The organism is Mesorhizobium sp. CO1-1-11 (genome assembly GCF_020164995.1).
GTDB classification, from domain to species: domain Bacteria; phylum Pseudomonadota; class Alphaproteobacteria; order Rhizobiales; family Rhizobiaceae; genus Mesorhizobium; species Mesorhizobium australicum.
Map to the genome: position 1 here is coordinate 207,422 of NZ_JAIUHE010000012.1, position 12,831 is coordinate 220,252.

Sequence of the window (12,831 nt, forward strand, 5' to 3'; positions counted from 1 at the left end):
TATCCGAACGCCCTTCAGCTTTCCTTGTTGAGGTCGCCCCCGCCGGGAGTAATAGTTGCCCGGAAATTCGCGAGGAGGAAGGGATGACGGTGAATTTCGACCCGAGGGCGAAGGCCACGTCGCTCTACCATGGCGAATTCCGGCCGATGTTCATCGACGGCAAGTGGGTCGCAGCGCAGTCCGGCGAGGTGATGCAGGCGCTGAATCCGGCGACCGGCGAGGTGCTGGCGACGGTGCCGCGTGGCGGAGCCGCCGATGTCGATGCAGCGGTCGCGGCGGCGCGCGCGGCTTTCGAAGGTCCATGGTCGAAATTCTCGCCCTATGAGCGGCAATGCGTGCTGCTCAGGATCGCCGACCTGTTCGAGACACATTGGGAAGAGCTCAGCGTTTGCGACACGCTCGACATGGGGCTGCCGATCACGCGCACGCTGGCCAACCGGCGCCGCGTCATCGGCATGCTGCGCTTCTATGCAGGCATGGCGACGGCGCTGCATGGCGAGGCGATCGACAATTCCATTCCGGGCGAAATCGTCACCTTCACAAGGCGCGAGCCGGTTGGCGTCGTTGGCGCGATCATTCCCTGGAACGCGCCGACCGCGGCCTCGATCTGGAAGATCGCGCCGGCGCTCGCCACGGGCTGTACCATCGTGCTGAAACCGTCCGAGGAGGCATCGCTGACGCCGCTGCTGATCGCCGGGCTGATGCAGGAAGCCGGCGTGCCCGACGGCGTCGTCAACATCGTCACCGGTACCGGGGCCGAAGCGGGCGCGCGGCTCGCCGAACATCCCGACGTCAACAAGATCGTCTTCACCGGCTCGACGCTGACAGGTCAAGCGATCGCGCGGGCTGCTGTCACCAACCTCAAGCGCGTCTCGCTTGAGCTTGGCGGCAAGTCACCGATCATTGTCTGCCGCGACGCCGACATCGACAAGGCTGTCCCAATCGCGGCGATGGCGGTGTTCGTGCATTCGGGCCAGATCTGCATTGCCGGCTCGCGCCTGTTCGTGGCGCGCGAGATCCATGACGAATTCGTGCGCCGGCTGGCGGAGTTCGCCGGAAAACTGCGCATCGGCCATGGCATCGAGGCGGAGACCGAAATCGGGCCGCTCATCAATGCCAGGCAGGCCGGCAAGGTGGAAGGCTACATCAAGGCCGGCAGCGACGAAGGCGCCCAACTGGTCGTCGGCGGGGCGCGGCTGACAGGCGAACTCTATGATGGCGGCAACTTCATCGCGCCGACCGTTTTCGGCGCGGTGTCGGACACCATGACCATCGCGCGGGAGGAGATTTTCGGACCCGTTATTTCGGCGATGCCGTTCGACACGCTGGACGAGGCCGTCGCGCGCGCCAACGCGACGCCCTACGGGCTTGCAGCCGGCGTCTTCACCACCCACCTCGGCACCGCGCACAAGCTAGCCCGCCGCATCAAGGCCGGCTCGGTCTGGGTCAACATGTACCACGCCATCGATCCGGCCGTGCCTTTCGGCGGGATGAAGATGTCCGGCCATGGCCGCGAGGGCGGCATCGAGCATCTGCACGAGTATCTGGAGACCAAATCCGTCTGGATCCAGACGGATTGAGGGCGTGGCGATGTTCAGGTGAGGGCGCCCGCGGTCCGGGCCCGTCGCCGACTGCCGCGCATCGGCCGGAGCAAGGCCCTTGTTCAGGAACTTTTCGTCATCTGGCGATTTTCGATATAAGATCGAATCCCGAACAGAAGGGTGTTTGCGATGACGACGAAACGATTGGCGATCTGCGCTCTTGCTCTCGCGATGGGCTTCGGCATGTCCTCGTTGGCTTTCGCGGGCGCCAAGCACCGTCATCACCAGGACGAACAGGAGCGCTACGTTCCCGCCAATGACGATCTCATCGACTTCCTCTTCGGCGGCCCGCGCTACTATGACCAGCAGTTGTTCACAACGGCCGCTGGAGCCTGCTCCTACCACCGGACTGGTCCGGACGGTTTTGCGATAAACAAGATCAACGATCACCACTGCGGAAAATGACCGGCGGACGTTTCGTCCGCGATCAGGTTAGCACGTTGCGAACGTGACACGGTCCGCCGGCGCGGCCACGCGCCCGGCGTAACATTGCGATCCGCCCCGTGGCGTCTACGAGGTTCGCATCAGCTTGCCATAGCGCTTGATCAGCCGGTCGCGCTTGAGGCGGGTCAGCCTGTGCGTCCAGAACAGCCCGTCGAGCTGATCGATCTCATGCTGATGGCAAACCGCCAGCAGGCCCTCGGCGTCCTCGAACCGCTCACCGCCATCCAGATCCTGATAGCGAACGCGGATGCGGGCGTGCCGTTCGATGTCCTCGGTGACACCGGGCATCGAAACGCTGCCTTCCTCATGACGGATCATTTCGGTCGAGGCCTGGACGACGGCCGGATTTACATAGATCGCCGGTTTTGCCGCGGAAGGGAGCTGGATGACGACCAGGCGTTTCAGAATGCCGATGTGCGGGGCGGTGATACCGATTCCGGGGGCCGCGCGCATGGTGTCGATGAGGTCGCTGGCCAAGGCCTGCAGATCGTCGTCGAACAGCTCCACGGGTTCGGCCACGGCGCGAAGGAGGGGATTGGGGAATTTTACGATCGACCGAACTGTCATGGACCTCGCCTCAACTCGGCAAGCCTGCGCGGATTTCTGCGTCATGTTCGCCGCGCATGGGGCTCTTGGCCGGTGTCTTTTGTTCCCATCCGGAAAAGCGCGGCGCGGCCGCCGCCTGCAGGATGCTGTCCACCGTCAGCCATGTGCCGCGTGCGGCCATGTGCGGATGCTGGGCCGCTTCATGGGGGCTGAAGACTGGGCCGACACAGGCGTCCGAGCCCGCGAACAACTTGACCCATGCGTCGCGAGGTCGCGTGGCGAAGATCGCCGCCAGCCGGTCGCCCAGCTGCGGCCAGAGTTCGCGATCGAACTGGTTGGCGAATTGCGGATCGGCGGTCAAGCCAAGCCTGTCGAGGAAGAGCGTATAGAATTTAGGTTCGACGCACTGGACGCTGATGAAGCCGCCATCCGATGTCCGGTAGACGCGGCACCAATGCGGTCCGTCGAGAAGGCTGCGGCCGCGGTCGGCGGCAAGCGCGCCGGACTGTGCGAGCGACATCAGCAGGTTCATCATATGGGCCGAGCCGTCGACGATCGCCGCGTCGACGACGATGCCCTGGCCGCCGGCGCGCACGTTCATCATGGCGGCCAGCATGCCTATCACCAGATAGAGCGCCCCGCCGCCTACGTCGCCGACGAGCGTCGGTGGCGCCATGGGCGGCTCTCCCGGCAAGGAGCCGTACCAGAGCGCGCCGGACAGGCCGATATAGTTCATGTCGTGGCCGGCGGGGCCGGCCAGCGGACCGTCCTGGCCCCAGCCGGTCATGCGGCCGTAGACCAGGCGCGGATTGGCCGCGATACAGACCTCCGGGCCAAGCCCGAGACGCTCCATGACGCTGGGCCGGAACCCCTCGATCAACCCGTCCGCGGTGGCGATTAGGCGCGTCAGCACGGCCACGTCGTCCATATTCTTCAGGTCGAGCGCGATGGAGCGCTTGCCGCGATCGAGCAGCGAGCGCTGGGGCGCGCCCGGCACGGACGGCTCCCTGCGGTGAACGATGATGACATCGGCGCCGAGGTCCGCGAAAAGCATGCCGGCGAAGGGCGCCGGTCCCAGCGCCTCGATCTCGACGATGCGGATTCCCCTGAGCATCCATCCTCCACAGCGGCCGACTCTCTGGTGACGCCTCTGGTGTTGCGCGTTTAAGCTATTGCGGAGGGCGACGGTGTGTAACCCTGTTCTTTCGCCATTGAAGCATGTGCTGCCCGCATATACTTCAGGACCATGAAAAAAATTGGTTTCCTGTCATTCGGGCACTGGTCGCCCTCTTCGCAATCGCAGGTGCGTTCGGCATCCGACGCGCTGTTGCAATCGATCGATCTCGCCGTCGCCGCCGAGCAGCTCGGCGCCGACGGGGCCTATTTCCGCGTGCATCACTTCGCCCGCCAGCTCGCCTCGCCATTCCCGCTGCTGGCGGCCGTCGGCGCCAAGACCAGCCGCATCGAGATCGGCACGGCCGTCATCGACATGCGCTACGAGAATCCGCTCTACATGGCCGAGGATGCGGGTGCGGCCGACATCATCGCCGGCGGCCGGCTGCAGCTCGGCATCAGCCGCGGCTCGCCCGAGCAGGTGATCGATGGCTGGCGCTATTTCGGCTATGTGCCGCAGGAAGGCAAAAGCGACGCCGACATGGCGCGGCATCACGCCGAGGTGTTCCTCGATACGCTGCGCGGCGAAGGCTTCGCGCAGCCCAATCCACGGCCGATGTTCCCCAACCCGCCCGGCTTGCTCAGGCTCGAGCCGCATTCGGAGGGCTTGCGCGAGCGCATCTGGTGGGGCGCGGCGACCAACGCCACCTCTGAATGGGCGGCGAAGCTCGGCATGAATTTGCAGAGCTCGACGCTGAAATTCGACGAGAGCGGCAAGCCGTTCCATGTCCAGCAGGCCGAGCAGATCCGCATCTATCGCGAAGCCTGGAAGGCGGCCGGGCATGAACGCGAACCGCGCGTCTCGGTCAGCCGCAGCATCTTCGCGCTGGTCGACGACCGCGACCGCGCCTATTTCGGGCGCGGCAATGAGAGCCGCGACCAGATCGGCTTTATCGAGGAAAATACCAGGGCGATCTTCGGCCGCAGCTACGCCGCCGAGCCGGACGTGCTGATCAAGGAGTTGGCGCAGGACGAGGCGATCGCCGAGGCCGACACGCTTTTGCTCACGGTTCCCAACCAGCTCGGCGTCGACTACAACGCCCATGTCATCGAGGCGATCCTCACCCATGTCGCGCCGGCGCTAGGCTGGCGCTGACCGGTGCGGGGAGCGGTCGTCGGTCTAATGGATCGAGGGAGGTTGCCGCATGTCCAGGAAAGCCCTGATTGCCTGGGGAGGCTGGGAAGGCCACACGCCAGAGCGCAGCGCCAACATCATCCGCGACATGCTGGAGCGTAACGGCTTCGCGGTCACGCTCGGCGAGGGGACAGCGATATTCGCCGATCCGAACCTTGCTTCATTCGATCTCATCGTGCCTGTCATCACCATGTCGACGATCGAAAAGGCCGAGCTGAACAACCTGACGCAGGCGGTTCGCCTGGGGAGCGGGCTTGGCGGCTTTCACGGCACGATGGGCGACAGTTTTCGCGCGGAGCCCGACTACCAGTTCATGACCGGCGGCCAGTGGGTCGCGCATCCCGGCAACATCATCGACTACCATGTCGTCATCACACGGCCGGACGATCCGGTCACGACAGGCGTCAGCGATTTCGCATACCGGTCGGAGCAATATTACATGCATGTCGACCCGGGCAACGAGGTGCTGGCGACCACCACCTTTACCGACGCGCATTTTCCCGGGATCGACGGCGTCGTCATGCCGGTCGTCTGGAAGCGCCGCTATGGCGCGGGCAAGGTTTTTTACAGTTCCCTTGGCCATACGGCGGACGAGTTCGCGGTGCCGGAAATGGCGCTAATCACGGAGCGCGGTTTGCTGTGGGCCGCGCGCGACTAGCCTACCAGTCCGTGACGCGGTCGCCGCCGGTGAATTGCGCGCTTTTGCCTGTGTATTCGAACAGTTCGATCTTCACCCCGTTGGGGTTGCGCAGCCAGGCCTGGTACGTGTCGTCGCAGGCGTGCTTTTTGGCGGTGATGTCCACGCCCATGGACGCGATGTGCGCGATCGCGGCGTCGATGTCTTCGACTTCCAGGCAGAAATGGTTGATCTGATCCGTCTCGCTGAACCGCGCGCCCTCTTTCTGGAAGACCTCGACATGGCTGCGGCCGCCGCAATTGAGGTAGAAACCGAAAACCGCGCCATCGCGCAGGAAATTGAACTGTATGTCCATGGCAAGGACATTTTCGTAGAAGCGCCGTGTTTCTTCCAGGTCGTTGGCGAAAATGCAGACATGGGCGAGTTGCTTGACTTTGATCATGGCTGGGTTCCGTGGCTTGGCCCGTTGTGCATGGTAAGGCGGCCCGTACGGCGCATCATCACTCGATTCCGCCGGTGACCACATAGGCGCCGGCGCTGCGTCCATCCTGTAGCCGCACCACCGCCGTGACGATCGAACCGTATGAGCCGCGCCAGACGCTGTGAAAGCGCCGATGCTCGACGGCAGGGACGAGCGCCCGCCCGCTGAGCCGCGTGCCGGCTTGGTGCATGTCAATCGCCTGGCCGTTGACATGCACCTTGAGGCTGGCGTGCTCCGCTTCGCTTGCCTCGACAGCCAGGTCGATTGTGACCGTGATCTCGTCGTGATCACCGGACGCGCGCGTTTCAGCTGTTAGCGCGATTTCCACTATCGGCGCCTTGCCATTGCCGGCTTGAGTACGCTGGCGCGAAAAGACATCATCAGGCAATTCAGGCGTGCGCGGCGGCTGGGTGCGGCGCTGCGTGGAACGCTCGAAATCGCCGGCCATGCAAAGCAGCCTTTCATCGTCATAGGCCTTGCCTGCGAAGGTCAGGCCGACCGGCATGCCGATGTCGGCCATTGTGCCCATCGGCACGGTGACGGTCGGGATGCCGAAATGGCGCCAGACCAGATTGCCGTTGGCGACCCAGGTGCCGTTGCGCCAGGCCAGATCGGCTGACGCCTCGTTGACGTCGGCGTCGGCCGGGCCGACATCGGCGGCGGCCGGCAGGACCACGGCATCGAGGCCTTGTGCGTCCAGCCAGTCCTCGAAGTCGATGCGTCTTGTTGCTTCGAGTCCCTTGATGCCATCTGCGATCGTGGGAATGTGGGTCAAGGGCGCGACGCCAAGCTTTGCCCGCTCGACATACTGCGCCAGATCGAAGCCGCCTTCATAGCGGTCGGGCAGCGTGCCCGGTGGCTGCGGGAAGATTTTTGGGCCGTCGACCAAGGCGAGATCGGGCAGAGCAGGGTCGGCGTTGGCGCGCAGGAAATCGTCCCAGCCCCAGATGCAGAGATCCCAGATTTCGCGGTCGGCGAAGTCCTCCGGAACCAGCCCGCGCTCGACCATGGTCCGCGCGCCTGGGCGGTCGCGCTCATAGTTGGAGACGACGGGAAAGTCGACCTCGACCACTTCGGCGCCGAGCCGCCGCAGATCCGCGGCCGCCTGTTCCCAGAGATCAAGTACCGAGGCGCGGGTTTCGATCGGGCGATCTATTTCTGCGTCGCGGCCGATATACATTCTGGGTACGCCGAGCCGCTTGCCCTTCAGCGAACCCGCAAGCGTCAGGTCGGTATAACGTCGTGGCCGCATCCCGGAGCTTTTCGGCAGCGCCACCCAAGGCTGGGCGCGCCAGAAATCGCCTCGCGTTTCCGGATCGTCGGCGACGATGACGTCAAGCAGTTCCAGCATGTCGGGCACGCTGCGCGTGTGCGGCACCACGACATCCATGGTCGGCACCAAGGGCCAGTTGCCGCGCACCGAAATGACGCCGCGCGAGGGCGTGTAGGCGACCAGCGCGTTGTTGGTGGCCGGCGCACGGCCGGACGACCACGTCTCTTCGCCAAGCCCGAAGGCGCAGAAGCTGGCCGCCGTCGCGGTGCCCGAGCCGTTGGAGGAGCCCGACGCGAAGGCGGCGGTCAGATAGTCGCCATTGTAGGGGCTTTCGGCGCGGCCATAGACGCCGCGCTGCATGCCGCCATTGGCCATGGGCGGCATGTTGGTGAGGCCGATCAGCACCGCGCCGCCGGCGCGCAGCCGGGCGATGGTGAAGGCGTCCTCATTGGCGACGAGATGCTCGAAGGCGGGCGAGCCGGCAGCCACCGTCAGGCCTTTGACCTTGTAGCTGTCCTTGGCGGTGTAGGGGATGCCGTCGAGCGGGCCAAGCGTCTTTCCTTGCCGGCGCCGCTCGTCGGAAGCGGCGGCATTCTCGAACATTTCAGGGTTGAGCACCGGCACGGCGTTCAGCGCGATGCCGTGCCGGTCGAAATACGCGATCCGCCTGACATAGGCCGCGACCAGTTCGACGCTGGTGATGGCGCCGTTGTCGAGCGCTTGGCGCAATTGGTCGATCGACGCTTCGACGAGGTGAACGCTGGTCTCGGTCATCATTGGCCCCAGTGTCTGTACGCCATGGATGAGCGAGGCCGCCGGCTTCGGCAAGAGCCAATTGGAACTCTTTCGCGCCTCCCCGAAAAAATCGTTTTTTAGGCAACCTCCGATGGACGCGTGCGTTACTGCGTTCCGCGGAAGGTTGAGGTTTGCATTGGACCGTTTCGAGATTTTGAATGAGCCGACAGGCACGTATTCCATTTTCGACAGATACACCGAATTGCCGGTGACGGTGCAAGGCAGGATTTTGATCGGGCTCTGCCGGCACGAAGTGCCGCTTGCCCTGCTCCGCGCCATGGAAGACGACGACAGCGGGATGCCGTCGCTCTCCCCGTTGGGCGGCTGTCGATCGTACGAACATCAACGAGACGACTTGCAAGCGTGAATGAATGCTCGCATAAGTTGCGGCAAGGCATACAGCATGAAGAAAATGGTGCCGTTATCGTAGCATGAAAGGGGAATCATGCCTGACCAGATTGCGCTTGTCCGCGCAGCCATCGCGCGGCTGCTTTCTGAGAAAACCGGGGTCCCCGTGATTTCGATGAGGGAGAGTATCGCGGAACTGCCGGCGATATCAGGTGCGCCGCTGACCACCGAAAGCCTGCAGGATCTGCTGCTGGAAATGGCGGAGGTGCGCGGGATGATGGTGGCGCTCGATCTTTAGCAACTACTGGGGAAGCGCCACGCGCTTTTCCCAGAGAACCGCTAGTCCTGGGATTGCCCTCGGTCGGCTGGCAGCGGCCGGTCGCGGCCTCCCTCGATCGCCCTGTTCCGCGCCGGTTCAAGCGTACCGTCGCCGTAGATCATGCGGCCGGCGCGGAAGGTGGCTCGCACACGTGGCACCGGCTGGCGGTCGGCCACGACGAGATCGGCCAGCAGCCCAGCTTCGATGGCGCCGCGATCGGTGAGCCCGAGTGCGGCGGCCGGGTTGGCGCTCGTCAGCGCCGCCGCCTTCGCCAGGCCACCGTCGCTCAGTTTCGCCAGGCCGAGCACGGCCGGCAGGATCGAGGCCGGGTGATAGTCGCTGGCCAGCATGTCGAGCAACCCGGCCTCATAGGCCTGGCGAGCGGAAAGATTGCCGGAATAGGATTCTCCGCGCAGCGCATTGGGCGCGCCCATGGCCGTATACATGCCCAGCCGGCGGGCTTCCCGCGCCGCCTCCAGCGTCACCGGGAATTCGCTGAGCACGGTTCCCAGGCCGTGGACGAATTCCACCTTTTCCAGCGTGTCGTCATCGTGCGAGGCGAGCACGATGCCGCGCGCGCGGGCAAACGCCGACAGGCTCTGCAGCGTGCCGAGCACACCGCCATGCCCGTTTCGATCGGCCATGCGCTTGCCGACGACCTCGGATACGTCGGCTATCGACATGCCGCGCTCCTTGGCCAGGCGGGCGATATACAGTTCGACGTCGCGATACTGTCCCTGGCCGGGCGTGTGATCCATCAGCGAAACCAAATGCAGCTTGCCGGCATCCATCAATCTTTCCAGCACGCCGACAGCCGCGCTGAACGTCACCTCGAAGCGGGCATGTATGCGGTGATCGACCAGAAGGTGGTCTTTCAGCCCGGTGATGGTCTCGATGATGAACGATGTGTGTTCTTCCGAGCGCAGCAAGGCGGCCGTGGCGCTGTTGCCGATGAAGGAGAGCGCGGCATAGGCTGTGGTCACGCCGCAGGAGGCCAGCCGCTTGTCGAGCTCGGCGATGCCGATCTCCATCGGCACGTGGACCCCGCTGCGCGGCTCCACTTCCCGTTCCACCATGTCGCCATGCATGTCGATGAAACCAGGCAGCAGCAGGCGGCCGCCGCCGACGAAGTCGGCATTCTCGACAGGCCGGTCGCGGATCTCGGCGATCAGGCCGTCTTCGATCCTGACCGCGCCATTGGCAATGACACGGTCGCGCAGCACAATCTCGAATTCGCTCAACCACAGATCCTGTTTTGTCGGCTGATTCCGATGGGGTGCGGCCCTGTCCGTCCGTTCAAGCATGGTCGTCTCCGAAAACAGCATTCCACATGTCCCGATCGCCCTCCGGCCGGCGGTTTCAAGGCGTGTCATGTGGATGGTTCATTCCCGAGGATCGGATAAGCTCAGTTGGTGACAGCTTTGTGTAGGACAGGCGGGTTGGGCCGCCGTGCTGCCACCGGTGCTTAAACCGCAAGATGTGATACGAGACGCACGTTGGCTACCTACGTCAGGAATGCGCCGCATTTCAGACGTTGAAATAGTCCCTGCCGCGACCTCAAAGCTGACATCCTCGGCGATAGTGCTGGCAATCCAGTTGCTGGCGAACGACAATCAACCAAATGGAGGACGCATGCCCAAGGTCAAACGTGAGAGCGCTCTCGATGAGGAGCGCGCCAAAACAGAGAAGCTCCTCAAAAAGGTTGGATACAAGCCTTGAAGGAGGCCGGTGTTGTATCCAAGCGACCCGACCTCCCAAATCTAAAGATTGAAAATAGACAGAAGTAAGCACGGCCACTCACTCCAGACATGTGCGCCTGCCTTCCGGTCACTCAAATCTAGCCCCGGAATTTTCCAAACCAGACACGAATCATACAGCTAAGTCCATGGTCAGGCGAAAGTCCGAATCCTGTGCACGCCAGGTTTCATACCCGCCAAGAACGAACGATGGAGTGCCGCTTCCATTGCGGATGACCCCTTCGGCTCATGGAGAACGTTGCTGTCCTTTCTATTTTGGGGTGGGAAGCGGACCTCAAGAACTACGGCTAAGCCGCGAAGGGAGAGATCATCTCGCCTTGACGGGGATTGAAGGCGGCACTGGTTTGTTCGCCACGCTGGAAGCCGACGCAACGCTTCTCAGACACCTAATCACTTACTGTACGGCACCGAACGTCAGCCCACGCACGAACTGGCGCTGCGTCAGCCAGCCGATCAGAAGAATAGGACCGATCGCCAGCAGAGAAGCTGCAGACAGCCTTCCCCATAACAGATCGTTTGACAGGGTGGAGATGTAAGCGCTCAGGGGCGCACCCTCTAACGATGTCATCTGAACGCTCCAGAATGCTTCATTCCAGCACAGGACGACGGATAGAAGTGCGGTCGAGCACAGGCCGGGTAAGCACAAGGGCACCAGCACAAAGATAATCTGCTGCCGTACGGTCGCACCATCCATCTGGGCACTCTCCAGAATACCAGGTGGGAGCTCGCGCAGATATGAGAATAGCATCCAAACCACGATCGGCAGATTGGTTGTGGTATAGATGACGATGAGCGCGAGTTTGGTGTCAATCAGGCCGACGGCGTTGAAGATCAGATACATCGGTATCGCCACACCGATGCCGGGCATGAACCGGGTCATCAGCATGCCATGCAGCACCGCCCTTCGATGCTTGGCATTGCAGAGCGCCAATGCATAGGCCGTTGGCAGAGCTAACAAAAAGCACAGAGCCGTCGCTCCGCCAGCCTCCACGACGCTATTCAACAGTGGCCGCTGAATGCCGCTAGGTGAGCCGGCTGCGATAAAGTTGTCCAGCGTTGGGATGAACAGGAGCCGTGACGGCTCAAGAGCGTCGACATTCGATTTCAGTGCTGTCAGCAGCATCAAGAAGATCGGTGCGGATATGCTCAATGCCACACCCCAAGCAAGCCAGGTCAGGAGAAGTTTGCGCATCATTTTCATCGCCAGAACCAGTTTGTTACCAGTTCCGAGCGTCTCACGCGCTGCTTCTTGACGCCATCAAAGGCTTGTGTGCTAGATTAAGCGACTTTTAGCGATCTACGCTTCAAGTCGCTTAAAAGTGGAGTCTGTATGTTTCCGCCTCAGCTCATCCTCGCCGAACGCAAAGACGATTTTTGTGCAAACCTCCAACTCTGCTGCGATCACTACCGTTCCGTGTCCGAGGTATGCCGGCGATTGAAGATTAACCGGCAGCAATTCAACCGCTACTTGGCTGGTACGGCGTTTCCGTCGCGGCATAACTATAAGCTTATCAGCGACTTTTTCGGCCTCGAACCCGAACATTTGTTCATGCCAAGCTCCGCGTTTGCGGCATCCTTCAAGCCCCGAACCATGGTAGAGGCTGAGCCGGCATCACGGCGCTGGGACGATCTTCGTCGCGCCGTCCTTGGGTTGCCTCAGTTGGCCGAGTATCAAGGCTTCTATTTCAAGTATTTTTACACCTACCTCGGTGGCCACCGGATCAAGCGTGAGCTGGTGCACTGGTACGAGAGTGAGGGTATGCTCGTATCGTCGGTCAAACAGCGCTACCTCGGAGAAGACGAGGGGGCGGACGCCTCGTCAGCCTTTATCACCTACCGTGGTATCGTTGGCAGCGTTGGCGATCGGTTGATCAATATCGACTATCACCGTGGGACCGGCCGAGAAGTCTCCACGATGTTCCTGTATCCGCGTGGACGTAAGTCGAGGCGAATGAACGGACTAACCGTTAGCGTCAGCCATGGCCCAGCCCGGGCCATTGCCGCGGCTCGCGTTGTCATGGATTTCATCGGGACTGAGATCGACCGGCGCGTTGCCCTAAGCGGTCTTGGCAGTTACGACCTTGACGACGCGTCGGTGCCAGCCATTATTAAACGCGCGGTCCTCAACGACCTTGATCCTGGCGAGACACTCTTCGCAGCGCGGCATCGTTGATTATTGATCGTTACGCATGGTTCGGGGCGTTGTTCCATGCACTCACGAAGGCTACTGCATCACCGTTCGCAGATTGTCTTGTCATCCTAAAAGAGTCGATCGCCAAACAGCAGCTTTCGTTTGTGCAGGCCCGAAGCCAGTCAGTCTGG

Annotated in this window: 13 protein-coding genes; 7 read left to right on the forward strand and 6 right to left on the reverse strand. The window is 62.5% G+C overall.

The features are described from left to right. The first annotated feature begins 83 nt into the window (after positions 1-83). Positions 84-1,580: an aldehyde dehydrogenase family protein gene (locus LB554_RS16395; protein ID WP_015316719.1), complete on the forward strand. Its 1,497-nt coding sequence runs from the start codon at positions 84-86 to the stop codon at positions 1,578-1,580. 150 nt (positions 1,581-1,730) lie between these two features. Continuing rightward, entirely contained in the window at positions 1,731-2,006 is a 276-nt protein-coding gene (locus tag LB554_RS16400) for a hypothetical protein (protein WP_015316720.1), read from the forward strand. Positions 2,007-2,111: 105 nt separating this feature from the next. Here LB554_RS16400 and LB554_RS16405 read toward each other — a convergent pair whose 3' ends face one another. Beyond that, entirely contained in the window at positions 2,112-2,612 is a 501-nt protein-coding gene (locus LB554_RS16405) for a peptide deformylase (RefSeq protein WP_140665939.1), read from the reverse strand. A 10-nt stretch (positions 2,613-2,622) separates the two neighbouring features. Then, positions 2,623-3,705, reverse strand: a complete 1,083-nt coding sequence (locus LB554_RS16410) for a CaiB/BaiF CoA transferase family protein (protein WP_224585580.1) — start codon at positions 3,703-3,705, stop codon at positions 2,623-2,625. Between the two features lie 132 nt (positions 3,706-3,837). Here LB554_RS16410 and LB554_RS16415 point away from each other — a divergent pair, with 132 nt between their 5' ends. Both LB554_RS16415 and LB554_RS16420 read left to right on the forward strand, forming a co-directional pair. Continuing rightward, entirely contained in the window at positions 3,838-4,860 is a 1,023-nt protein-coding gene (locus LB554_RS16415) for an LLM class flavin-dependent oxidoreductase (RefSeq protein WP_140713849.1), read from the forward strand. Between the two features lie 49 nt (positions 4,861-4,909). Next, complete coding sequence (locus tag LB554_RS16420; protein WP_224585581.1) at positions 4,910-5,557, forward strand: ThuA domain-containing protein; 648 nt, start codon at positions 4,910-4,912, stop codon at positions 5,555-5,557. 1 nt (position 5,558) lies between these two features. Here LB554_RS16420 and LB554_RS16425 read toward each other — a convergent pair whose 3' ends face one another. Together LB554_RS16425 and LB554_RS16430 are read right to left on the reverse strand one after the other, a co-directional pair. Further along, entirely contained in the window at positions 5,559-5,978 is a 420-nt protein-coding gene (locus LB554_RS16425) for a VOC family protein (protein ID WP_224585582.1), read from the reverse strand. A gap of 58 nt (positions 5,979-6,036) precedes the next feature. After that, complete coding sequence (locus LB554_RS16430; protein WP_224585584.1) at positions 6,037-8,064, reverse strand: amidase; 2,028 nt, start codon at positions 8,062-8,064, stop codon at positions 6,037-6,039. A 28-nt stretch (positions 8,065-8,092) separates the two neighbouring features. On the opposite strand from LB554_RS16430, the gene LB554_RS16435 reads away from it, so the two are divergent. Together LB554_RS16435 and LB554_RS16440 are read left to right on the forward strand one after the other, a co-directional pair. Beyond that, positions 8,093-8,452, forward strand: coding sequence for a hypothetical protein (locus tag LB554_RS16435; RefSeq protein ID WP_224585586.1), 360 nt, complete (start codon positions 8,093-8,095; stop codon positions 8,450-8,452). Between the two features lie 78 nt (positions 8,453-8,530). Beyond that, positions 8,531-8,731 carry a hypothetical protein gene (locus LB554_RS16440; RefSeq protein WP_140727123.1) on the forward strand — a complete coding sequence of 67 codons (201 nt, stop codon included), beginning with the start codon at positions 8,531-8,533 and terminating at the stop codon, positions 8,729-8,731. 41 nt (positions 8,732-8,772) lie between these two features. Here the strand turns inward: LB554_RS16440 and LB554_RS16445 are convergent, their stop codons facing one another. Further along, the gene (locus tag LB554_RS16445) at positions 8,773-9,999 is read right to left on the reverse strand and encodes an alpha-D-ribose 1-methylphosphonate 5-triphosphate diphosphatase (RefSeq protein ID WP_224585639.1); all 1,227 of its coding nucleotides are present in this window, start codon (positions 9,997-9,999) and stop codon (positions 8,773-8,775) included. Positions 10,000-10,903: 904 nt separating this feature from the next. Then, positions 10,904-11,704, reverse strand: coding sequence for a carbohydrate ABC transporter permease (locus LB554_RS16450; protein WP_224585587.1), 801 nt, complete (start codon positions 11,702-11,704; stop codon positions 10,904-10,906). Between the two features lie 135 nt (positions 11,705-11,839). On the opposite strand from LB554_RS16450, the gene LB554_RS16455 reads away from it, so the two are divergent. Beyond that, positions 11,840-12,682 carry a helix-turn-helix domain-containing protein gene (locus LB554_RS16455; protein WP_140617833.1) on the forward strand — a complete coding sequence of 281 codons (843 nt, stop codon included), beginning with the start codon at positions 11,840-11,842 and terminating at the stop codon, positions 12,680-12,682. Positions 12,683-12,831: the final 149 nt, after the last annotated feature.

Bases quoted from the DNA above. Each gene is read 5' to 3' on its own strand.
- LB554_RS16450 (WP_224585587.1), bottom strand. From the start codon at position 11,704: ATGATGCGCAAACTTCTCCTGACCTGGCTTGCTTGGGGTGTGGCATTG.
- LB554_RS16415 (WP_140713849.1), top strand. From the start codon at position 3,838: ATGAAAAAAATTGGTTTCCTGTCATTCGGGCACTGGTCGCCCTCTTCG.
- LB554_RS16455 (WP_140617833.1), top strand. From the start codon at position 11,840: ATGTTTCCGCCTCAGCTCATCCTCGCCGAACGCAAAGACGATTTTTGT.
- LB554_RS16410 (WP_224585580.1), bottom strand. From the start codon at position 3,705: ATGCTCAGGGGAATCCGCATCGTCGAGATCGAGGCGCTGGGACCGGCG.
- LB554_RS16405 (WP_140665939.1), bottom strand. From the start codon at position 2,612: ATGACAGTTCGGTCGATCGTAAAATTCCCCAATCCCCTCCTTCGCGCC.
- LB554_RS16430 (WP_224585584.1), bottom strand. From the start codon at position 8,064: ATGACCGAGACCAGCGTTCACCTCGTCGAAGCGTCGATCGACCAATTG.
- LB554_RS16435 (WP_224585586.1), top strand. From the start codon at position 8,093: ATGAGCGAGGCCGCCGGCTTCGGCAAGAGCCAATTGGAACTCTTTCGC.
- LB554_RS16395 (WP_015316719.1), top strand. From the start codon at position 84: ATGACGGTGAATTTCGACCCGAGGGCGAAGGCCACGTCGCTCTACCAT.
- LB554_RS16440 (WP_140727123.1), top strand. From the start codon at position 8,531: ATGCCTGACCAGATTGCGCTTGTCCGCGCAGCCATCGCGCGGCTGCTT.
- LB554_RS16400 (WP_015316720.1), top strand. From the start codon at position 1,731: ATGACGACGAAACGATTGGCGATCTGCGCTCTTGCTCTCGCGATGGGC.
- LB554_RS16425 (WP_224585582.1), bottom strand. From the start codon at position 5,978: ATGATCAAAGTCAAGCAACTCGCCCATGTCTGCATTTTCGCCAACGAC.
- LB554_RS16420 (WP_224585581.1), top strand. From the start codon at position 4,910: ATGTCCAGGAAAGCCCTGATTGCCTGGGGAGGCTGGGAAGGCCACACG.